The sequence below is a fragment of the Galbibacter sp. L-19 genome (assembly GCF_056857615.1).
This window is the reverse complement of the sequence record NZ_JBSXNL010000057.1, coordinates 97,913-119,683: the sequence shown is the minus strand read 5'-3', so window position 1 is coordinate 119,683 and position 21,771 is coordinate 97,913. Positions and strand designations below refer to the sequence as shown.

The following is a 21,771-nucleotide window of genomic DNA, read 5'->3' as shown; positions in this document are numbered from 1 at the left end:
TTTTATCGATTTTTTAATGTGCATGATAGATTTTTATATCTATTTATAAAATTCTTTCGTAAAATTAGTACTCTAAACTAATACTAGCCAATCAAATAAATCATTTTTGTTTATTCTGATTGGCTTACTTATTGTAATTATGAAAGCAATTTACATTTCCCTTTTTATGTTCACACTTCATTTAGGGGCTCAAAACCCAACTGAAGTTTTTTTGTTTGATATGGATAAATCCTATCGATTAACAAATCCTATAAACCTCTCAAATAATCCAACTGAGTACAACAACCAACCTTATTTTGTAAATAATAACAACATATTATATTCTTCAACAAGAAATAAACAAACAGATATAAAGCATGTAGATTTACAAAAAGAAACCCAAGAATGGATAACTAATACTCCTGGAAGCGAATTTTCTCCTCAAATGGGTTATCTCCCTAATATGTTTACCGCCATACGGTTAGATACAGATGGCAAACAGTTATTATATAGTTATGATATAAAAAATGGAAATGCTACTGAGCTTATAAAAAACCTAAAAATTGGCTATTACACTTGGTTTGACAAAAATACTATTGTAACCTATACCATTGGTAAAATAGCAGATAGTTCCAAGCTGGAAGTCCATGAATTAAATAACAAAACAACTTTTACATTAACTAAAAATATAGGTAGATGTATCCAAAAAATACCTAATACAAACCTCATTAGTTTTGTTGACAAAAAGAGTATTCCCAATAGCATCAAAACCTTTGATCTTAGCACCGGGCAAGTAAAACTTATTACAAGTATATTAGAAGGTTCTGAAGATTACACATGGACTCCAGACGGGAATATATTAATGGGAAAAGATGATATTTTATATTTGTTTGATCCGTCAGATAAAAAAGGTTGGACTCCAATTGCCTCTTTAAAAAATTATAACCTTCATAAAATATCAAGATTAGCTATTAGTCCAAATGGAAAATCAATCGCAATAGTAGCTGTAAAAAAATCGGCTAATTCTCCTAGAAAAACTAAAATGGGAATTATTGACATTGGAGTGGTTGTAAATAATTTAGAGAAATCGCTTACATTTTACAAAGATATTTTAGGAATGACAGAAATGTGGAAGTTCTCTATTGACAAAAAGTTTGGAAAAGAATCAGGCTTAACAAATGGATTAAGCACAGAAGTTACGGTACTACAATTAGAAAACAATGATTATACTACAGCGTTTAAATTGATGAGTTTTGGAAAGCATAAAGATTGGCAACCTAACTATATCCAACAAGATTTAGGAGTTCAGTATATAACACTTAATGTAGATTCTGTCGACCCTTTTTTAAAGAGAATATATAAAAACAATGTGGAACTCTTAGGAAACACTCCTATTACATTAAGTAATGGAAAAACATTTCTCTTGATTAAAGATTACGACGGTACTTTTATCGAAATTATCGGGAATTCCATTAATGATTAACTCGTACAAATGCCGCAAAATTTTATTTAATTTTAATATCCTCCAAGAAACCATACATTTTTTTATCTTTAGAAAGTCATTTTATTAAATGAATACACCTTATAAAAGTGTTCAAATATTTTTAAGTCTCATTCTTAATTAGTTAAAAACTTTCTATGAAAAAATTTTTATTCCTTCTTACCCTCACCACTTGCAGTATTTTAGCTGCGCAAACAGATTCTAGAATTTATGATATTATAAATAATGTTTCTGCGGAAAGAATTAAAACCGATGTAACAAAATTAGTCGGTTTTGGAACACGACACACCTTAAGCGATACCGTTTCTAAAACTCGCGGAATTGGAGCTGCAAGACGATGGATAAAAAGTGAATTTGAAACTATTTCTTCTGATTGTGATAATTGTTTAGAAGTTTTCTATCAGAAAAATTTAGTTAAAAAAGGCGAAAATAATAGAATTACTAAAGACGTTTGGGTAAATAATGTAGTCGCTATTCAAAAAGGAACCAAATATCCTAATCGCTATATTATTATGAGTGGCGATATTGATTCTCGTGTTTCTGACGCTAATAATTTCGAGTCAGATTCTCCAGGAGCAAATGATAATGCTAGCGGAATGGCAGGTACTATTGAAGCCTCTAGAGTTCTCTCCAAATACAAGTTTGAAAATAGTATAATCTATGTTGGACTTTCTGGAGAAGAGCAAGGACTATTTGGAGGAAAAGGCTTGGCTGCATATGCTAAAGAAAAAGGATGGGAAATTATCGGGATTTTTAATAACGATATGATTGGAAACATAAAAGGCGTTGATGGAATTATTAGCAATACCGATTTTAGAATTTTTTCTGAACCTACTCCTCCAACAGAAACAGAACAACAAAGAACCCTTCGTAGGTTTTATGGGGGTGAAGTTGATGGAATCTCAAGACAACTGGCAAGATATGTACACGCAAATGTAAAAACATATATGCCAGAAATGAATCCTATGTTAATTTATCGTCTTGACCGTTTTGGTCGCGGAGGGCACCATCGTCCATTTAACGATGCTGGATTTGCTGGAATCCGAATTATGGAAGCTCATGAAAATTACACACAACAACACCAAGATATTAGAACCGAAAATGGCATTGAATACGGAGATGTTCTCAAACACGTTAATTTTGAATATGCAGCAAAACTAACTGCAGTGAATGCTATTAATTTAGCGTCCATTGCTTGGGCTCCACCAGCACCCAAAAAAGTTGCTATTGGTGGTATTGTAGAAGCCTCAGCCAAATTAGAATGGAATAAAATAGATGGCGCTAAAGGTTATAAAATATATTGGAGAGATACAACTTCTCCTACATGGGATCATTCACGTTATGTAGAAAATACAACTTCTTTTACATTAGAAGGCGTTGTTATTGATAATTTCTTTTTTGGAGTAGCTGCTGTAGGAGAAAATGGAAATGAAAGTGTGGTAGTTTTTCCAAATGAAATTATTAAAAACTAACTTTTGGAAGAAGCTACACTCAAGCTATTTATTTGATTTTCAATATAATAAATTACCTAAAGGCAAGCATACGAGGTATTCAAAAGATAATAATTTAGTCCATTTTGACTTAGAGCCCTTCGGTAAACTCTGGACAGGCTTTGGGGAATAAAACCCCCAATGAGGGATTTAAACATAGATATTAATCAAAAAAGCACCAATTATGAAAACCATTTTGACATCCTTATTTGCTGTTTTAATATTAACAGCGTGTAAAACAGAACCCAATAAAGAGAAAGACGTAGTTGCTAACGCCGTATCTGAAATAAGTAACGAATTATCCGAATCTCAAAGACACCACGAGTGGGTCGACCTTAAAAGAGAGAATGGAACTTTTAAAGCCTTTGTAGTATATCCGGAAAGCAATGTTGCTACCGATGCTGTTATTGTAATCCATGAAAACCGTGGTTTGAATGATTGGGCACGTTCTTTTGCTGATAAGCTTGCTGCTGAAGGATATTTGGTAATTGCTCCAGATTTAATTTCGAATACTGTTGAAGGCATTGAAAAAACAACAGATTTTGAAAACACCGACAAAGCCCGAGAAGCTATATACGCCCTCAATCCAGACCAAGTTACTAAAGACTTACAAACCACTTACGAATATTTAAAGAAAGATCCTGCGGGGACTGGAAATATTTCTGTAGTTGGTTTCTGCTGGGGAGGTTCTCAAACATTTAGATATGCCACCAATAATCCAAACATAGAAAAAGCTTTTGTTTTTTACGGAACAGCTCCAGACAACAAAACAGTTCTAGAAAATATTAAAGCTCCTGTTTATGGTTTTTATGGCGGAAATGACAATAGAGTAAATGCTACTATTCTAACTACCAAAGAAGCTATGAAACAATACAACAAGGTGTATGAACCCATTATTTATGAAGATGCTGGACATGCCTTTATGAGAAGTGGTGCAGAAGAAAATGCCGAGGAAGGTAATAAGAAAGCACATAACCAGGCTTGGAAACGACTTTTAGAGCTTTTAAAGTAAAATGCTCACCTAGTATTAAAAGGCTAAAAAGTATTTTTATGTAAGGGTTAATCACAATTTAAGAAATGCAAAAATATATAATAATTATAGTTTTAATTGCAATTTCCTGTAAAGGAAAATCCGAGAAAAATAATCTAACTGAAAAGTCTAAATTTGAAATTATAAAGACTTCCGAATATGAACTTATAAAAACTAAAAATCAAAAGGGACTATTGATTTTATTTCCTTGCTTTCCTTGCGATGCAGAAAACACCTTATCTGAATTTAAAATTGCGGAGATGAGTATAAAAAACAACTTTTCAGTTTTAGCAATGAATTTAAATCAGCGTTTATATTTAAACCAAAAAGAAAAACAAGAATTAGCCAAACAATTAACAGATATAATCCGAGAACAAAATTTATCTAAGGAAAATATATTTGTTGGTGGATTTTCGAGTGGAGGAAACGTAAGTTTATTAATCTGTGATTATCTTGAAAAGAATAAAAGTCAAATTCAACCGAAAGGTGTTTTTATAGTAGATTCACCTATTGACCTCCTTGGACTTTATCGAACTGCCGAAAAGAATTTAAAACTTAATTTTTCAGAATCATCAATCCAAGAATCAACTTGGATTAAAAATATGTTTGATAAAAAATTTGGAAATCCGTCTGATAGCATTAAATCTTACGAACAGAATTCACCTTATACATTAAAAACGGAAAATATTGACAATCTTAAAGGATTGAAAGGATTAAAAATTAGATTTTATACAGAACCTGATTTAAAATGGTGGAAAGAATATGCAAAAAATGAATATGAGGATTTAAATGCTTTTTATATTCAAAAATTATCAGATAAATTAAAGACCGAATTCGGAAATAAAAATATCGAATTGATAAGTACGAAAAATCGAGGTTATCGGGCAAATGGTGAGAGACACCCACATTCTTGGTCGATAGTAAACAGAAAAGATTTAGTAAATTGGATAACAAAATAAATGAAAATTCCAGAATTCTATTTTCCAACCGATAAAGAATGGAGAGAATGGCTACATAATAACCATCAAAATTATGAAGGCATTTACCTTGTTCTCTATACCGTTAGCAGTCCGAAGCAAAGCATGAGATGGGAAGAAGCAGTTAGAGTAGCTCTTTGTTACGGTTGGATTGATGCCACCGTTAAAAAAATAAATGATGAAAAGAGAATCCAATATTTTACACCTCGAAAACCAAAAAGTGTTTGGAGTAAAGTCAATAAAAATCATTTAAAAGAGCTAGAGGAACTAAAATTAATACATCCAAGTGGGTATGAAAAAATTGAAGTTGCTAAACAAAATGGTTCCTGGACAGCCCTAGACGATGTTGAAAATTTAATTATCCCAACAGACCTTCAAATAGCTTTTGATGCAAATGAAATCGCATTTAAAAATTACCTTACATTTAGCAAAAGTTATCAAAAAAGCTATCTCTATTGGCTTAACCAAGCTAAAAGAGAGCAAACTAGAGAGAAGAGAATTAAAGAAATTATTAACCTCTGTAAACAAAATATAAAATCTAGAAATTGATTAGCTTTGCCTTTCATCTCATCTATTTATAATGAAAAGAATATTTTTAATAGCATTATTATGCGTTGTAGCTACTACTAAAGCACAAAAAACAGGATTGTTTCATAACGAAGAACAGTTTACAAGACAAGATACATTAAGAGGAAGTATTACCCCAGAAAGAGCATGGTGGGATTTAAATTACTACCATTTGGATGTTGCTGTAGAACCTTCAAAGAAATACATTTCAGGAAAAAATACAATCCGTTATAAAGTTCTTTCTTCAGCGCAAACCCTACAAGTAGACCTGCAACCTCCTTTAAAGATTGAAAAAGTTACTCAAAATGATAAAGAACTAACCTTTACTTCGGAAGGAAATGCTCATTTTATTCATCTAAAAGAAAAACAAAATAAAGGCGACTACAATGAGGTGGTTGTGTATTATTCTGGACATCCAAAAGAAGCTATTAGGGCTCCTTGGGATGGTGGATTTTCATGGAAAAAAGATAAAAACGGAAATGATTTTGTAGCTACTTCTTGTCAAGGCTTGGGAGCTAGCGTTTGGTGGCCAAACAAAGACCATATGTATGACGAGGTTGACAGTATGAAAATAAGTGTTACCGTGCCAAAAAACTTAATGGACGTTTCCAACGGAAGACTAATTGGAGTTGATGAACATGAGAAAACTAAGACTTTTCATTGGTTTGTAAGCAACCCAATTAATAATTATGGGGTGAATGTAAACATTGGGGATTATGTTCATTTTGGTGAAAAATATGAAGGAGAAAAAGGAACTCTCGACATGGATTATTATGTATTGAAGGACAACCTTGATAAAGCAAAAGAACAGTTTAAACAAGCACCAAAAATGATGGAAGCTTTTGAGCATTGGTTTGGCCCTTATCCTTTTTATGAAGACAGTTTCAAGCTTGTAGAAGTACCCTATTTAGGGATGGAGCATCAAAGCTCTGTTACCTACGGAAATAAATATCAAGATGGGTATTTAGGTCGTGATTTGTCTGGAACTGGTTGGGGATTGAAATTTGATTTTATAATTATTCATGAAAGCGGTCACGAGTGGTTTGCAAATAATATTACCTATAAAGATATTGCAGATATGTGGATTCATGAGAGTTTTACCGCCTATTCTGAAAATCTGTTTTTAGATTATTTCTACGGAAAAGAAGCATCTGCTGCATATGTAATTGGAACTCGAAAAGCCATTCAAAATGACATTCCAATTATTGGAAAATACAATGTTAATAACGAAGGCTCTGGAGATATGTATTACAAAGGCGCAAACATGCTTCATACACTTCGTCAACTGGTAGAAGACGATGAAAAGTGGCGTTCAATACTTAGAGGTTTGGGAGAAAAATTTTACCATCAAACAGTAACTACGCAACAAATAGAAGGTTATTTGTCTGAGGAAACTGGAATTGACCTTACCGCTTTCTTCAACCAATATTTAAGAACCGTAATGATTCCTAAATTAGAATACAGCATAAACAACAACACTCTTAAATTTAGATATACCGATATTGTTGAGGATTTTGACATGCCAATTCAAGTATTTATTAACCAAAAAGAACAATGGATCTATCCTAATAAAGATTGGAAAGAGGTAAATGCTGACACCCCAATTAAGGAGTTTAAAGTTGATGAAGACTTTTACATCTTAAATCAGGAAATATAATTTAGAGTAGTCCTATTTTTTTAGAATGTTCTATAGCTTTAGAACTATGCTCAAAATAGCAAGTCGGTATTTTAAAAGCTTCTACTTCTTGAAGCATTTTTACGGTCTTGCTATTTTGTTTTGACTTTGTTTGTCTAATATAAATTGCCTCCACATTTTCAGGAAAATACTTTACAATTTTAGCATACAGAAAAGGATCTTTTTGCGAATCGTCTCCCATTAAAACAAAACGCATTTCAGGGTAAAACTCTAAAATATCTTTTATTTTATTAAACTTATGATTGTGACTCCCTCTCCCCGAAAAAAGAAAATCTGTTAGTCCGCTTTTAATTTTTTTTAATTTGAATACCGCTTTTGGTAACTTATGAAGCTGTGTGAAATTGAGAATAAAGCTATACAAATTCCACTCACTACTCGATACGTAAAAAAAGGTATTTGTTTCCATTTTATCCTCCCTCCCTGCTCTACTTAAAAGTGAATAATGTGCTACTACATCTTCAAAAATCTTACGCTTTTTTACATTTTTAGTAAGTAAAACATAAAGCTTTTTAAATAAGTTGTTGGTATGAGAAATCAAAAAAGTATCATCAATATCAGATATTACACCTATTTTACCGGGATAAGGTTTTAGAAATTCACTTTTTTCGGTTACTTTATAGTCTTCATAAAAGGCTTCCGCAGTAAAATTATGCCATCCAGCTTTTATATTTTCACAAGGAATACAAATTCTAAAATACCCATCATTAACCGTACGTGTTGTTATTTCTTGATTTTGAAAACTTACTTTCACCAAAGCATTGTTCAGTGTTTTTATAGTAAACATTTCAAACACACCTTTAGCATGCCTATATCCTTTTTTATCGTTTAACAAATAGTCTGGAGCAATAGATTTAAATACATGTCCGAATAAAATTATTTGCTTTTCGTTTGCATATCCCCTATACAAAGTGAGGTCGAATTTCATAAATCTATTTACGTTTTCTTTAAGATACAATTTACTTATTTTGATTAAATTAGTCAAAATACTTTTTTAGATGACTCATATTCCCGCCATTTTATTGATTGTTAATCCTATTTCTGGTGATATTGATAAGGACATACTTATCCAAAAAGTTGAAAAGCAAGTTTTAAATGAGGGCAAGAACCTACTTATTTATAAAACTTCTGGAAAGCATGATATTCAAGAAATAACTTCTATTTTAAAAGAAAACTCTCCACAAAGAGTACTTGTAGCAGGCGGGGATGGAACTATAAAGTTATGTGTAGAAGCCCTACAAAAGTTTGATATCCCACTCGGAATTATCCCTGCTGGAAGCGCTAATGGATTAGCTGTTGATTTAGGGATTCCAACCGACTTAAATAATGCTATTGATTTAGCATTAAACAAAAATGCTAAACCTATGGATATTTTAAAGATTAATGGAGAAACCGCCATTCATATAAGCGATATAGGAATTAATGCTTCCTTAGTGAAAAACTATGACAAAAGTAACATCCGTGGTAAACTAGGTTATGCCTTACAATCTATTCCTACACTTATAGATTTTAAGGAGACTTTCCGTTTTAAAATTGTTGCAAATGGAACTATAAAGGAAGGACATGCAATGATGATAGCCATTGCTAATTCCCAAAAATATGGAAACGGTGCTGTAATAAACCCAAAAGGAAAGCTTGACGATGGAAAGTTTGAAGTCCTAATTTTCAAATCTTTGCAAATAGGAAAAATTTTACAAACAATTTTTAATGAGATTCCTTTTGATGAAGATTTTGTGGAGATGATTGCTACCGATGCTGTAGAAATAACCACAAAAGAAGTTATTCCATTTCAAATAGACGGGGAATATATTGAAAAGACAAAAAAAATAGAAGCTAAAATATTTTCCAAACAAGCCCAAATAATATACTAAATCCCACAAAATTATTAATGCCTTTCTCATTACTAAATAAGAAAAACCTTATTTAGTAAGTAAATTTAAGTTGAATTATAAAAAATTATATAAATAGCCAACAGGAAATATCAACTCTTAAAACCAAGCAACAAAATGCAATTTTCAAAAATGAATTTATTCTTTAAAACCATCATAATAACCTTACTTTTAATTACTTCAACAAATACACTTTCTTCACAAGAAAGAGGAAGAGACCAATTAGGAAGTTGGTTTGCTTTTAACGGTACAAATATGATTTCCGAAAAATTTAGTTGGCATACGGAAGCTCAATTTAGATATTATGAATTTGCTCATAATTTTAATCAAACACTTTTAAGAACCGCAATAAATTATCATTTTTCTAATAAAGCCATGGTTTCCGCAGGATATGGATATATAGACACCTCTTCCTATGATAAAAATGAAAACCAAATTACTTCAGCAGAAAATAGAATTTATGAACAATTTATCCTTAGAAATAATTTAGGGAAATTTAATTTTTTGCACCGTTACAGACTTGAACAACGTTGGGTAAATAGTTTAGGGTACACAGAACTTCTACACAGATTTCGATATTATCTAGAAATAAGCTACCCTATTACAGAAAACTGGCATTTAGTAGTTTCTGATGAAATTATGATCAATTTTGAGCCAGATCTCTTTAATCAAAATCGTTTATTTGGCGGGATTCGTTATAAATTCTCTAAAGATTTAGCATTTCAATTAGGATACCTTAAAAACCATTTTAGTGATATTAGTTTTGATAGAATTTCTTTAACTGTTGCCTTTAGAACAGATTTTATTGCAAAAGCTTTACAGAAATAATAAATAAATACTGTCTCTCAATACGTGAAAACTACGTTAATTCCTCTGTTATATTTTGGAGTTGACTTATATCTTCTTAATTTAGATTTAACTAAAAAAAACAAACATGAAAAAAATAAGTTTGCTCGTAGCAGCAATTCTAATGATTACTGTTATTGGATGTAAAAAATCTGAAAATAATAAGAATTCTGAAAATACGGTTGTAGAAAAAGAAACTACAATGCCAAAAGAAGCCAAAGAAAAAGAAACTTCTTTAAGACATTCATTAGAATTTACAGCTTTTAAAACTCCTAAAAAGGTAGGTGTAAAAGGTACTTTTAAAGATATAACGTTGACTAACACATCTTCAGGAAATATAACTGAGATGTTAACCAATGCTAATTTCGAAATTGTAACTGCAAGCATCGACACAAAAGACCCGACTAGAGATATTAAATTAAAAGAGTTTTTCTTTGATAATCTAGCCAATCCTAAAATAACAGGAACTTTTAAAAGTTTTGAAGGAAATAAAGCTGTTATAAGTATTCAAATGAATGATGTAACTAAAGATATTCCTTTTGAGTATACTGCTACTGAAAAAGAGATTTTATTATCGGGATCTATTGATATGATTGAAGATTTTTCAGCAAACAAAGCATTTAATGCTATTCATGAAGCGTGTAAAATACTCCATGAAGATAAAACATGGACAGATGTAGAATTAAATTTAACAATAGGAAAATAATTAAAACATGAAAAAATTAGCCATAATGTTTATGGCTTGCTCACTTATTATTGGAGTTAGCTGTAAACAAAACAAAGAAAGTAAGAAAGAAGAAATTACTGACAAAAAAGAAGTTACAGTAGATAAGAAAGAAGAAATCAAAAAAGTTAAGGTTTCTATGGATTCTAAAAGTAACTCAAATGTAAGTGGGAATATTGTGTTTGAAGCAAAAGATGGAACAGTAACAATGACAGCAGTTTTTGACGGTCTAGAACCTGGCCCTCACGCTATCCATTTACATGAAAAAGCAGATTGTAGTGCTCCTGATGCAAAATCTGCCAATGGGCATTGGAATCCAACGCATAGTAAGCACGGAGAATGGGGCAGCAAAGAAGGATATCATAAAGGTGATATAGGTAATTTTACTGCCGATGAAAATGGAAACGGAACCATTACTTTTTCCACAGACGAATGGTGTATAGATTGCGGAGATGACCTTAAAGATGTTGTAGGAAGAAGTGTAATTGTACATCAAGGTACAGACGATTTTACATCACAACCAAGTGGTGACGCAGGAAAACGTGTAAGTTGTGGCGCTATTGCTTTGTAAGTAAAAAATTATAAAATTGAAAAGGCTGTCTTAATAGATGGCCTTTTTTTTGTCAGATTAAAAACAAATTTGTTACTTTAAAGAATTAATCTACACCTTATATGGAGCAAGAGCTTTTAATAAAACGTATTGAAGAAAAAGACCCCAAAGCCTTCGATGTGTTATACGAAAACTATTCTAAAAGCCTTTTTGGCGTTATTTACAATATAGTTAAAAATGAAGAAATAGCCGAAGAGATCCTACAAGATGTTTTTATAAAAATATGGGATAAAGCAGCAACATATAGCCCTTCTAAAGGACGTATTTTTACTTGGATGCTCAATATAGCAAGAAATGCAGCTATTGACAAAACAAGGTCTAAAGACTTTAATAAAGACAAGAAAAACCTTAGTTCTGAAAATTTCGTAGATATTTTAAATGCACATGATAATTTAAATGAACAAGTTGATGCAATAGGAATTTCCAAATATGTAAAGAAGCTTAAAGAAACTTGTAAATCCATTATAGAGTTATTGTACTTTAAAGGATTTACTCAAAAAGAAGCTTCCGAAGAACTTAACATTCCTATCGGAACTGTTAAAACAAGAAATAGAAATTGTATTGCCAACTTAAGAGAAATGCTACTTAACTAATGAATATAAAAGAATACATAGAATCAGGGATTTTAGAGCTTTATGTGGCTGGAGTACTTTCTGAAAAAGAAAATGAAGAAGTCTCTACAGCCATAAAAGAACATCTTGAGCTAAAAGAAGAGGTTGAAGATATTGAAACTGTAATTATTAAACTAACTGCAGCAGTAGCTCCTAAAGATGCTCAAAAACTTTATGATAAAATTAAAGCCAATGTTCTTAATGAAAAAGAAACCAAAGTAGTTTCTCTTCCACAAAAAAGAATAAACTGGGCAGCTTATACTGGTTGGGCAGCTGCTGTTATTTTGGCTGGTGGACTATTCTATTTGTCAAACCAAAACAACAATTTAAATTACCAATTACAATCGTCAGATGCTAAAAATGCAGTTTTAGAAGCTAAAATTGCTGAAGCAAGTCAAGACCTTAAAAAAGCGGAAGAATTAGTAACACTTATAAGAGCACAAGACATTACTACCATTAACTTAGGAGGTCAAAATGTATCGCCTCAATCATATGCTAAAGTGTATTGGAAAAAAGACCAAGAGGTGGTTTATATAGATGCGCTTGGATTACCAGAACCTCCAGAGGGGAAGGTTTATCAAGTTTGGTCTTTAACTTTAGATCCTTTGACTCCTACCAGCATTGGACTACTTGCTGATTTTGTTAACGATGAAAACAAGGTATTTGAGCTACAAAACCCTAATAAATCTCAAGCCTTTGGTATAACCTTGGAGCCAGCAGGTGGTAGTGAAACTCCAACTATGGAGCAACTATATACTTTAGGTGTCGTACAATCGTAATGTAGAAAACTGCATATTTTATTTATGAGCAATCATTATTTTGATGATCAAGATTACAATGGAGAAAATTACCAGAAAAGTCCCCTTTTAAAAGGAGATTATGATAATTGCACTTTTACCAAATGTAATTTTAAAGAAAGTGACCTAAAAAATATTAATTTCTCGGAATGTACATTTACTGATTGTGATTTTAGTATGGCCGATATTGGTAATTGTTCCTTCAAAGAAGTAGAATTTTACGAGTGTAAATTATTAGGACTTCAATTTGAAAGTTGTAATCCGTTTTTAATGTCCTTATTTTTTAAGGGTTGTACACTCAATTTTTCTTCTTTTTATAAACTGAAATTAAGCGGAATGAAATTCATAAGATGTACCTTAGAACAGGTAGATTTTACGGAAGCTAATCTTACAAGCGTTTCTTTTGAAAAGTGTAATTTAGAAAATGCTATTTTTCAGAATACCAATCTTCAAAAAGCAGATTTAAGAACAGCTACTAATTTTTCTATCTCTCCACAACAAAACATCATTGAAAAAGCTAAATTTTCTAATGAAGGTGCGCTCTCACTACTTGAACCTTATAATATCATTGTAGACTAAAAATCATTAATACCCTAGTAAAAATATAAGACTGCTTTGCTATAAAAAAAAGAACAAAGACTAGGCCTTAACTATCATAAAATAAACAACTTAAAGAAACAACATTTCTAAAATCCTCTTTTTATTTATTTTTATTAATAGCAAGGAGTCTATTTTGAAAACCTCAATCAACTACCTCGAAGCAAGCCTACGAGGTATTCAAAGGAGAATAATTTAATCCATCGACCTAGCGCCCTTCGGTAAACTAAGGACAGGCTCTCGGGAATAGAACCCTCAATAAGGGATTTAAACCTCGATATAAGTGGAGTCCAATAAATTCCGTTAATTTTTATCAAACAACAATAATTAAAAATAAAAAAGGCTCTCGAAATGAGAACCTTCTCTATTATAAAACTCGATAATCGAGCGTTGAATACATCAAAATTGTTATTTTTTTAAACCTACTTTATGTCCGTAAAATGCATAATAAAGAATAATAGCATAACACGGAAATAAGATCCAATAACCAGTGGTAGCTGCTTGTCCTGCCGCTACTCCTACTTCTACCCCTTCAGCCACAAGGTCTGCTTTTTTAGCATCTACAAAATATCCATACAAAAGAGGGATTGTAGCTCCTCCAGAAATGGCCATAACCAGTAATGCTCCTCCTGTTTTGGTAAACTTACCAAGACCATTAAGTGCCAACGGCCAAATGGCAGGCCAAACCAATGCATTTGCTATTCCTAACGCTGCAACAAACAAAACAGAGGTAAACCCAGTGGTAGAAATAATTCCAATTCCAAAAAGTATTCCTAATATAGCACTTGCTTTTAAGGCTGTTGTTTGTGATATAAATTTTGGAATTAAAAACACTCCTAGAGCATAGGTTCCAACCATAGCCATAAGCGTCATTAATGTAAACGATTTTGCTTCTTCTCCAGGCATTCCTAAAGACAATCCATAAGAAATAATAGTATCTCCAGCAATTACCTCAACCCCAACATATACAAACAAAGCTAATACTCCCAACCACAAATGCGGAAACTGAAAAATACTTGTTTTCTTGGTAACTACACCATCTTTAACCTCCTCTTCTATTTCCTCAGCTTCTACATTTGGTAATGGAGCTTTAGTTATAAAAATTGCTAGTATAAAAAGTACAATTGCCATTACAACATATGGCATCACTACGCTGTCGGCCATTTCATTTAATAAAGTAGTTTTTTCATCTAAAGACACTTTAGTTAATTGGTCTTTAATTTCATCAATTCCAGAAAGTAAAATTGCTCCAAATATTAACGAGCCCAATGCCCCTGCTGTTTTATTGGCAATTCCCATAATTGCAATTCGTTTTGCGGCACTTTCCATTGGCCCTAAAATAGTAATATAAGGATTCGAAGCTGTTTGTAAAATAGTCATTCCTACTCCTTGGATAAAAATTCCTGTAAGAAAAACCCAATACGTTCTTGCTTCAGCTGCTGGAATAAAAACTAATGCTCCAATTGCCATAATTGCTAGTCCGAGTGACATTCCTTTTTTGTAACCTACTTTTCCTATAATATAAGAAGACGGTAGTGCCATAACCACAAATGAAATATAAGATGCAGAAGCAACTAAATACGATTGTGCATCTGTTAATTCATTTATAGTTTTCATAAACGGAATCAAGGCTCCATTTATCCAAGTAACAAAACCAAAAATGAAAAATAGCCCGGCTATAATCATTATTGGAACTAGCGAATTCGCTTTTGTAGAGGTAGTTGTCATAATTTAAATTTGACTTAGTTAATATATAATTGATTATTCGTTTAAGAAATTTCCTTTATCTCTTAAAATTTTATCTTTAGTATACTTTGCATAATTTCTTCCAATCGGAATTTTTTTATTCTCAATTTCTATTAAATTCCCTTCAATTGATTTTACTTTATCTATAGCTATGGTATAGGACTTATGGACTCTTACAAAGTTTTCAGAAGGAAGCTCTTCACTAATACTAGAAAGAGATTTATGAGAGATATAAGTTCCCTCCCGACTGTGGAGTTTTATGTAATCTTTTAAGCTCTCTATAAATAGAATATCATGTAGGAAAATCTTTATAAGCTTCTTTTCTACTTTTAGAAAAATATGTGGATCTTGATCAAAGTCAACTGCTTGTTTAATACCATTAAGAGTCATTAAACGCGCTGTGAGTTTATTTATAGATTTTAAAAACCGATTAAATGGAATAGGCTTCACCAGATAATCCAACACCTCCAATTCATAACTCTCAATAGCATATTCTCTGTAAGCAGTTGTTATAATTACTAATGGATGCTTATTTAAATTCCGAAGGAATTCTAAGCCATTCATTTTTGGCATATTGATATCTAGAAATATAACATCTATTTCTTCTTTATCAAGAACTTGTAAGGCTTCAATTGGATTATTAAACACCCCCACTACCTCTAGATTTTTAAACTCAATTAAGTATGACTTAATGATTTCAATAGCTAATGGCTCATCGTCTATTATCAAACATTTTATAGTCATAGGATGGGGATTTTTAGAGTTACTACAAACATATCACTATTTACTTCAGTCTTCAAATCAAAATTATCTTTATAAAGTATTTCTAATCTTCTCTGCATATTTTTAAGTCCTATTCCTCCTTGAGTTTCAGATTCACTTTTTTCTATATCAAAATTATTAAGCACTTTAAAAATTAAATATTGACCTGCTTTTTCAAAAAAAACTGTCAATTTTAATTTTTTATTATTTTGAACTCCATGCTTAAAAGAATTTTCAATAAAAGGGAGAAATAATAAGGAAGGGACTTGAATTCCATCAATTGTACCATCAATATTAATCTCAGATTCTATACTATCTTCGTAACGTAATTTCTCTAGCTCTATATAATTATCTATGTAATTTATTTCTTGAATAAGAGGTAAGCGTTTCTTACTGGCATCATAAATAATGTACTTCATAATATCTGATAATCTTAAGACAACATCTGAAGCTTGCGAGGACTTTTTTAGAGTAAGCGCATATAAATTATTCAATGTATTAAAGAAAAAATGCGGCTGCATTTGAGCTTTTAAATATTTAAGCTCTGTTTTATACTGAAGTTCTCTTAATTGCTGATTTTGATTTCTTTCATCTATAAAATCAACCGTAAATTTTATGGCTGCAGTAATCCCGATTACATATAACTCTCCAATAGATACTGCTAGAATATGATTAAAGCCAAAAGCTTCTTGAGTTCCTTGTGCTTCTGGCCATAAATTTTCAGTTACAAGCCAATAATTAAGTCCGCTTCTAATAATATAATGTATTGCCAAGAGTAAAATTAAAGAAATAACATAGAGTACATACTTTTTTTTGAATATCAATTTTGGAATTAGGTAATAAACATTAAAGTATACAATTACAATATGGAGTGGAAATTCCACCAAATTTGAAGAAAATGAATAGGAATAATCGTTAAAATAGCTTCCCCATCTTATAAAGTTTATCATAAAGTAGATTCCCCAAAAGTAAAAATGATACTTCAGCGCAATCGTTTTCTTTACAAGCATTTCATTTACAGACATATTAAATAATATTCATCGTTTTAGGCATTTTGATTAAAAATCTGTGAAAAAATATAATTAATTACAAGAATAACCAAAAGATTTTTAAAAATGGTGAATTATAAAAATCTGTTATCGAAAGCTAGGTGTTGTTTATTGGTAAAATGATGTTGTTTGTATAAAAAGATTTTTGGAAAAGTATCAATGAAGTAATTTTTAACCATTAATTAACAAATTGATAATATGAAACAAAAAAACTTACTAGTAATCCTCTTATCATTTATATGTATGTACGGGGTGTTTGGACAAGAAGTTCAAATCTCCGGGGTGGTAAAGAGTAGTTTCGACGATGTTCCGCTTCCAGGAGTAAACATTATGATTGTTGGAACGGCACAAGGAACACAAACAGATTTTGATGGTAACTATACTATCGACGCCAATCCTGGCGATGTATTAAAGTTTTCATATGTGGGTATGAAAGCTAAAGAAGTAACTGTTGGTGCAAACACAACTATTAATGTAGCACTAGAAGAAGACAGCCAGCAATTAGATGCTGTAATTGTTACAGCACTTGGTATTGAGAAAGAAGAAAAAGCACTAACCTATGCTGCACAAGAAGTAAGTGGAGATGAGCTTACTAAAGTAAAGCAAACAAACCCGATAAATAGTTTATCAGGAAAATCTGCTGGGGTTACAATAACTAGAAGTTCTTCTGGTTTAGGAGGTGCTGCAAAAGTTGTATTGAGAGGAAATTCTTCTACCTCCAACAACGACCCTTTATATGTTATAGACGGGGTGCCAATGCTAAATAGTGGAAATGGTTCTAATGGTGCTGAACCTGGAACAGACATTTTTGGTGGGCAAACAGGAAATAGAGATGGTGGAGACGCTATGTCTATGATTAACCCTGACGATATTGCAAGTATGACAGTTTTAAAAGGAGCTTCTGCATCTGCTTTATATGGGAGTCAAGGTGCAAATGGAGTTATTTTAATTACTACCAAAAAGGGAAAAGATGGTGCTTTGGCTGTAAACTTTAACTCAAGTTTTACGGTAGACAATGTAATGTCTTTACCAGAATTACAGTCGGAATATCAATCTAATTCTGTAGGGCAACCAATTGCAGAAAATGGTAGAGTTGCAGATCCAAAATCATGGGGAGCAAAAGTTAACGGATTAGATAATGATGCTAGAGATTTCTTCAATACAGGATATACTTCTATAAATTCTATGTCTTTAACAGCTGGAAATCAAAAAGCGCAAACCTATTTCTCATACGCTAATACTATGGGAGAAGGAGTAATTCCAGAAAATCGTTTAAATAGAAATAATCTTACGTTAAGAGAGACCGCTAAGTTTTTAGATGAAAAAATTGATGTTTCTGCAAGTATCAACTTATCAGATCAACGTATTTGGAATAGACCTACAAACGGTTTATACTCAAATCCGCTTACTGGAGTTTATTTAAATCCAGTTGGGATTAGTAGAGATATGTACAAAAATAAGTACGAGTATTTTAACTCAGATACTAATATGATGGATCAATATGCTTCGTCTTTTGACGAAACTATTCAGCAAAATCCATATTGGTTAATCAATCGTAACCAAAGCAAAGATATTGCACAACGTGTGTTAGCTAATGTAGCTGTTAAGTATCAAATTACAGACGATTTTTCTTTACAATCTAGAGGAAGTTATGACAAATCTTTCTTCACTTTTGATAAAAGAATGTATGCTGGTACAGATACCAATAACTCAGGTACAAACGGACGTTACATTTATGAGAAAACCGAAAATACGCAACAATACATTGATTTAATTGCCAATTACAACAAAAAAGTTACTGAAGATTTCGGAATTACTGCTTTGTTAGGAACTAGTTTAACAAAGTATAAAATTGGGGATCAATTATTTATTGATTCAGGGAGAGATGGCGTAGGTTTAAATTACCCAAATATTTTTACCCTAGCAAATGTTGCTACTACTAATAACATGAGACAATCTGTTGGAAATAGAGAAGTGCAGTCTGTTTTTGGGTCGGTTAACTTTGATTATAAAGGGATGCTTTATTTAGATGTTACAGGAAGAAACGACTGGTCTTCTACCCTTGCAAATACAGATAGCTATGCTTTCTTTTATCCATCTGTAGGTTTAACTGGAGTTTTATCAGAAATGTTTACAATGCCAGAAGCAATTTCTTTTGCTAAGGTAAGAGCTTCTTATGCAGAAGTAGGAAAAGACATCCCTGTATATGCTACAGTTCCATTAAATCAAATTTCAGCTACAGGTCCAAATGTAGGTTCTCCTGTGTTTGCTCCAATAGAAGGAGAAACATTAAAACCAGAAAGACAAAAATCTTTTGAAATTGGTACAGAATGGCGCTTTTTCCAAGGTCGTTTAGGTCTTGATTTTACTTATTATGACACAAAAACATCAGATCAGATATTCTATATTCAAGCGGCTCCAAACCCTTATGGATATTCTCAAAATATTGTAAATGCTGGTGAAATATCTAATAAAGGTTTTGAAGTTGTAGTAAATGGAAAGCCATTTGCTAATGATAAATTTACTTGGAATACAGCTTTAAACTTTGCTAAAAATGATAACGAAGTAATTTCTGTTCATCCTTCTTTACAAGATGGGGAAGCAATTATTACTGCTCGTGGAGTTAATGGATATGAGTATTCATTAATAGAAGGCGAAAACTTTGGGAGTATTAAAGCGCGTTCCTTAATTAGAGATGAAAATGGGACTCCTGTTATTAGTGATTCTGGAACTTTACTCTCTACCGATTTTGAAACAGTAGCATATGCGCAACCAGACTTTACATTAGGGTGGAATAACTCTTTTGATGTTGGAGATTTTACTATCAACTTTTTAATTGATGGTAAATTTGGTGGAGATGTAGTGAGTGTAACCGAAGCTATTAACGATTATTACGGTGTTTCTCAAGCTACGGCAGATGCTAGAAATAATAATGGAGGAATGGTAAATGTAGTTGATGAAAATGGTACTTCTTCTCAAATTACTGCTCAAGATTATTACACTGCTGTTGGTGGTAGAGCTGGTATGTTAGGAGAATATGTTTACGATGCTACAAATGTAAGTTTAAGAGAATTTTCTGTTGGATATAGATTAGCATTTAACGATGGCTTTATTCAAAGAGTAAACTTCTCCATTATTGCAAATAACCTTTTCTTTTTCTATAAAGATGCTCCATTTGATCCAAACATTGCAGCAAGTACTGGTTTAGGATTACAAGGAGTAGATATCTACAACCTACCTTCTACAAGAAGTATTGGGTTAAACATTAACGTAAATTTCTAAGAAAAATGAAAAAACTAATAACATATACACTCGCTTCTGTCCTCGCTTTAGGCATGACCAATTGCACAGAAGATTTTAAAGATATTAATACTAATCCACACGGAATTTCAGATGAAAGTCTACAACAACGCTTTAATAATATTGGAGCTAAATTTCCTCCAATGTTTGCCAATGTTATTCGTGTAGAACCAGCTTGGAATTATCAGTTACAACATAATTTAAATGCTGATTTGTTCTCTGGATATATGACTACTCCTACTCCATTTGCAGGAAATATCAGTAATCAAACTTATAGTCTTAATAGCGGATGGAATCAGTTTATTTGGACAGATGCTTATGATGCTAACGACGGAAATGGGGTAATGCCTTATGCTAGAGGGATTGACGAGCAAGTAGAATTGGCTGGAGATGAAAGCTCTAAAATGTTCTCTTATATCTCGGATATCATAAAAGTAACAGCAATGCATAGAATCTCTGATGTTTTTGGACCTCTTCGTTATTCAAAATACAACGATTATGAGACTACAGGAGCATACGATTCTCAAGAAGAAGCTTACAATGCTTTTTTCGCAGATCTTGGAACTGCCATTGACCAATTAAAAGCTTTTGAAGGGCAACCACAATTTACCCCTTTTGATTTGTCAGAATTTGGAGGAGATATTGCAAAATGGAGAACCTATGCTAATTCCTTACGTTTACGCTTAGCAATTAGAGTTTCTAATGTGGATCCTGCTTTAGCAAAAACAGAAGGCGAAAAATCGCTTTCTAGTGATGCAGGACTTTTAGAATCTGAAAATATGGCAATTGATATGCAAGGATTTATTCATCCATTAGCAACTATTAGTGAAGGATGGGGAGATATCCGCATGTCTGCAGAAATGGAATCTATTTTAAAAGGTTTTAATGATGCACGTTTAGAAACATTCTTCCAACCTGCTTTAGGGAATGGTGTAGAAGGAGAATATAAAGGGATTCGTTTAGGAATTGCTATAGAAGCAAAATCCGATTACGGAGATCATTCTAAATTAGGATCTTATTTAGGAGGTTTAACTTCTAAAGATTGGATGACTAGTGCAGAAGTTTACTTCCTAAAAGCAGAAGCTGCTCTAAGAGGTTGGACAGGTGCTGGAGATGCTCAGGCAAATTATGAAAGTGGAATTAGAGCTTCTTTTGCACAACATGGTGCTGGCGGTGTTGAAGATTATATTATGGATGCAACAAGTACACCTTCAGACTACGTAGACGCTGTTAATGCTAGTAATAGTATTGCCTATGCTTCTGATGTGAAAATTGCATACGATGCTACTGCTCCAAAAGAAGAACAACTAGAACAAATTATTACGCAAAAATGGATTGCTATGTTTCCTGACGGACAAGAAGCTTGGAGCGAATTTCGTCGTACTGGGTTTCCAAAAATATTTCCTGTAGTTGTTAACAATAGTGGAGGAACAATAGACACAGACATTCAGGTACGTAGAATCAACTTTGTGGATACAGAAAAGAACACAAATGCAGCCAATGTTGAAGCTGCAACAGCCTTATTAAAAGGGCCTGATAATGGTGGAACACGTTTATGGTGGGACACAGGATCTAACAATCTTTAAGGATTATATTTAAAAGC

19 protein-coding genes are annotated in these 21,771 nt (G+C 32.3%); 15 read left to right on the top strand and 4 right to left on the bottom strand.

The annotated features are described in order from the left end of the window. The first annotated feature begins 166 nt into the window (after positions 1 to 166). From AC13CQ_RS11050 to AC13CQ_RS11025, 6 genes are all read left to right on the top strand, one after another. Positions 167 to 1,462, top strand: a complete 1,296-nt coding sequence (locus AC13CQ_RS11050) for a VOC family protein (protein ID WP_474506700.1) — start codon at positions 167 to 169, stop codon at positions 1,460 to 1,462. Positions 1,463 to 1,617: 155 nt separating this feature from the next. After that, positions 1,618 to 2,952, top strand: a complete 1,335-nt coding sequence (locus AC13CQ_RS11045; RefSeq protein ID WP_335587607.1) for a M28 family peptidase — start codon at positions 1,618 to 1,620, stop codon at positions 2,950 to 2,952. Between the two features lie 202 nt (positions 2,953 to 3,154). Further along, complete coding sequence (locus AC13CQ_RS11040) at positions 3,155 to 3,982, top strand: dienelactone hydrolase family protein (RefSeq protein ID WP_008615401.1); 828 nt, start codon at positions 3,155 to 3,157, stop codon at positions 3,980 to 3,982. A gap of 65 nt (positions 3,983 to 4,047) precedes the next feature. Next, positions 4,048 to 4,959, top strand: a complete 912-nt coding sequence (locus tag AC13CQ_RS11035) for a hypothetical protein (RefSeq protein WP_474506699.1) — start codon at positions 4,048 to 4,050, stop codon at positions 4,957 to 4,959. Continuing rightward, positions 4,960 to 5,526, top strand: coding sequence for a YdeI/OmpD-associated family protein (locus tag AC13CQ_RS11030; protein WP_456865943.1), 567 nt, complete (start codon positions 4,960 to 4,962; stop codon positions 5,524 to 5,526). A gap of 31 nt (positions 5,527 to 5,557) precedes the next feature. After that, complete coding sequence (locus AC13CQ_RS11025; RefSeq protein ID WP_474506698.1) at positions 5,558 to 7,201, top strand: M1 family metallopeptidase; 1,644 nt, start codon at positions 5,558 to 5,560, stop codon at positions 7,199 to 7,201. A 1-nt stretch (position 7,202) separates the two neighbouring features. Here AC13CQ_RS11025 and AC13CQ_RS11020 read toward each other — a convergent pair whose 3' ends face one another. Continuing rightward, entirely contained in the window at positions 7,203 to 8,222 is a 1,020-nt protein-coding gene (locus AC13CQ_RS11020; RefSeq protein ID WP_317133728.1) for an App1 family protein, read from the bottom strand. A gap of 13 nt (positions 8,223 to 8,235) precedes the next feature. Here AC13CQ_RS11020 and AC13CQ_RS11015 point away from each other — a divergent pair, with 13 nt between their 5' ends. From AC13CQ_RS11015 to AC13CQ_RS10985, 7 genes are all read left to right on the top strand, one after another. Next, positions 8,236 to 9,108, top strand: a complete 873-nt coding sequence (locus AC13CQ_RS11015; protein ID WP_474506697.1) for a diacylglycerol/lipid kinase family protein — start codon at positions 8,236 to 8,238, stop codon at positions 9,106 to 9,108. A gap of 135 nt (positions 9,109 to 9,243) precedes the next feature. Then, entirely contained in the window at positions 9,244 to 9,954 is a 711-nt protein-coding gene (locus tag AC13CQ_RS11010; RefSeq protein WP_474506696.1) for a DUF2490 domain-containing protein, read from the top strand. Positions 9,955 to 10,060: 106 nt separating this feature from the next. Continuing rightward, a complete protein-coding gene (locus AC13CQ_RS11005; protein ID WP_335587615.1) occupies positions 10,061 to 10,678 on the top strand; it encodes a YceI family protein in 618 nt (205 codons plus the stop codon). A 7-nt stretch (positions 10,679 to 10,685) separates the two neighbouring features. Beyond that, positions 10,686 to 11,267, top strand: coding sequence for a superoxide dismutase family protein (locus AC13CQ_RS11000; RefSeq protein ID WP_008615422.1), 582 nt, complete (start codon positions 10,686 to 10,688; stop codon positions 11,265 to 11,267). A 101-nt stretch (positions 11,268 to 11,368) separates the two neighbouring features. After that, positions 11,369 to 11,899: an RNA polymerase sigma factor gene (locus AC13CQ_RS10995; protein WP_008615424.1), complete on the top strand. Its 531-nt coding sequence runs from the start codon at positions 11,369 to 11,371 to the stop codon at positions 11,897 to 11,899. Next, the gene (locus AC13CQ_RS10990) at positions 11,899 to 12,696 is read left to right on the top strand and encodes an anti-sigma factor (RefSeq protein WP_474506695.1); all 798 of its coding nucleotides are present in this window, start codon (positions 11,899 to 11,901) and stop codon (positions 12,694 to 12,696) included. Before AC13CQ_RS10995 ends, AC13CQ_RS10990 begins: the two co-directional genes overlap by 1 nt. A gap of 24 nt (positions 12,697 to 12,720) precedes the next feature. Then, the gene (locus AC13CQ_RS10985; protein WP_008615437.1) at positions 12,721 to 13,293 is read left to right on the top strand and encodes a pentapeptide repeat-containing protein; all 573 of its coding nucleotides are present in this window, start codon (positions 12,721 to 12,723) and stop codon (positions 13,291 to 13,293) included. Between the two features lie 426 nt (positions 13,294 to 13,719). On the opposite strand, the gene AC13CQ_RS10980 is transcribed toward AC13CQ_RS10985, so the two are convergent. Genes AC13CQ_RS10980 through AC13CQ_RS10970 form a run of 3 tightly spaced genes read right to left on the bottom strand, consistent with a single transcriptional unit; the run spans position 13,720 to position 16,844 of the window. Next, entirely contained in the window at positions 13,720 to 15,039 is a 1,320-nt protein-coding gene (locus AC13CQ_RS10980; protein ID WP_008615440.1) for a sugar MFS transporter, read from the bottom strand. Between the two features lie 33 nt (positions 15,040 to 15,072). After that, positions 15,073 to 15,801: a LytR/AlgR family response regulator transcription factor gene (locus AC13CQ_RS10975; protein ID WP_008615441.1), complete on the bottom strand. Its 729-nt coding sequence runs from the start codon at positions 15,799 to 15,801 to the stop codon at positions 15,073 to 15,075. Beyond that, positions 15,798 to 16,844, bottom strand: a complete 1,047-nt coding sequence (locus tag AC13CQ_RS10970) for a sensor histidine kinase (protein WP_335587619.1) — start codon at positions 16,842 to 16,844, stop codon at positions 15,798 to 15,800. The genes AC13CQ_RS10975 and AC13CQ_RS10970 overlap by 4 nt, the downstream gene beginning before the upstream one ends. 222 nt (positions 16,845 to 17,066) lie before the next feature. Between AC13CQ_RS10970 and AC13CQ_RS10965 the strand changes: the two genes are divergently transcribed. Both AC13CQ_RS10965 and AC13CQ_RS10960 read left to right on the top strand, forming a co-directional pair. Then, the gene (locus AC13CQ_RS10965) at positions 17,067 to 20,150 is read left to right on the top strand and encodes a SusC/RagA family TonB-linked outer membrane protein (protein ID WP_474506694.1); all 3,084 of its coding nucleotides are present in this window, start codon (positions 17,067 to 17,069) and stop codon (positions 20,148 to 20,150) included. A gap of 5 nt (positions 20,151 to 20,155) precedes the next feature. Next, on the top strand, positions 20,156 to 21,754 hold the full coding sequence (locus AC13CQ_RS10960) for a RagB/SusD family nutrient uptake outer membrane protein (protein ID WP_474506693.1): 1,599 nt from the start codon (positions 20,156 to 20,158) through the stop codon (positions 21,752 to 21,754). Positions 21,755 to 21,771: the final 17 nt, after the last annotated feature.

Excerpts from the sequence above, each read along its gene's own strand:
- AC13CQ_RS11010 (WP_474506696.1), top strand. The coding sequence starts at position 9,244 with ATGCAATTTTCAAAAATGAATTTATTCTTTAAAACCATCATAATAACC.
- AC13CQ_RS10990 (WP_474506695.1), top strand. The coding sequence starts at position 11,899 with ATGAATATAAAAGAATACATAGAATCAGGGATTTTAGAGCTTTATGTG.
- AC13CQ_RS11035 (WP_474506699.1), top strand. The coding sequence starts at position 4,048 with ATGCAAAAATATATAATAATTATAGTTTTAATTGCAATTTCCTGTAAA.
- AC13CQ_RS10970 (WP_335587619.1), bottom strand. The coding sequence starts at position 16,844 with ATGTCTGTAAATGAAATGCTTGTAAAGAAAACGATTGCGCTGAAGTAT.
- AC13CQ_RS11015 (WP_474506697.1), top strand. The coding sequence starts at position 8,236 with ATGACTCATATTCCCGCCATTTTATTGATTGTTAATCCTATTTCTGGT.
- AC13CQ_RS10960 (WP_474506693.1), top strand. The coding sequence starts at position 20,156 with ATGAAAAAACTAATAACATATACACTCGCTTCTGTCCTCGCTTTAGGC.
- AC13CQ_RS10995 (WP_008615424.1), top strand. The coding sequence starts at position 11,369 with ATGGAGCAAGAGCTTTTAATAAAACGTATTGAAGAAAAAGACCCCAAA.
- AC13CQ_RS11000 (WP_008615422.1), top strand. The coding sequence starts at position 10,686 with ATGAAAAAATTAGCCATAATGTTTATGGCTTGCTCACTTATTATTGGA.
- AC13CQ_RS11030 (WP_456865943.1), top strand. The coding sequence starts at position 4,960 with ATGAAAATTCCAGAATTCTATTTTCCAACCGATAAAGAATGGAGAGAA.
- AC13CQ_RS11005 (WP_335587615.1), top strand. The coding sequence starts at position 10,061 with ATGAAAAAAATAAGTTTGCTCGTAGCAGCAATTCTAATGATTACTGTT.
- AC13CQ_RS10980 (WP_008615440.1), bottom strand. The coding sequence starts at position 15,039 with ATGACAACTACCTCTACAAAAGCGAATTCGCTAGTTCCAATAATGATT.
- AC13CQ_RS10985 (WP_008615437.1), top strand. The coding sequence starts at position 12,721 with ATGAGCAATCATTATTTTGATGATCAAGATTACAATGGAGAAAATTAC.
- AC13CQ_RS11040 (WP_008615401.1), top strand. The coding sequence starts at position 3,155 with ATGAAAACCATTTTGACATCCTTATTTGCTGTTTTAATATTAACAGCG.
- AC13CQ_RS10965 (WP_474506694.1), top strand. The coding sequence starts at position 17,067 with ATGAAACAAAAAAACTTACTAGTAATCCTCTTATCATTTATATGTATG.
- AC13CQ_RS11050 (WP_474506700.1), top strand. The coding sequence starts at position 167 with ATGTTCACACTTCATTTAGGGGCTCAAAACCCAACTGAAGTTTTTTTG.
- AC13CQ_RS11025 (WP_474506698.1), top strand. The coding sequence starts at position 5,558 with ATGAAAAGAATATTTTTAATAGCATTATTATGCGTTGTAGCTACTACT.
- AC13CQ_RS11045 (WP_335587607.1), top strand. The coding sequence starts at position 1,618 with ATGAAAAAATTTTTATTCCTTCTTACCCTCACCACTTGCAGTATTTTA.
- AC13CQ_RS10975 (WP_008615441.1), bottom strand. The coding sequence starts at position 15,801 with ATGACTATAAAATGTTTGATAATAGACGATGAGCCATTAGCTATTGAA.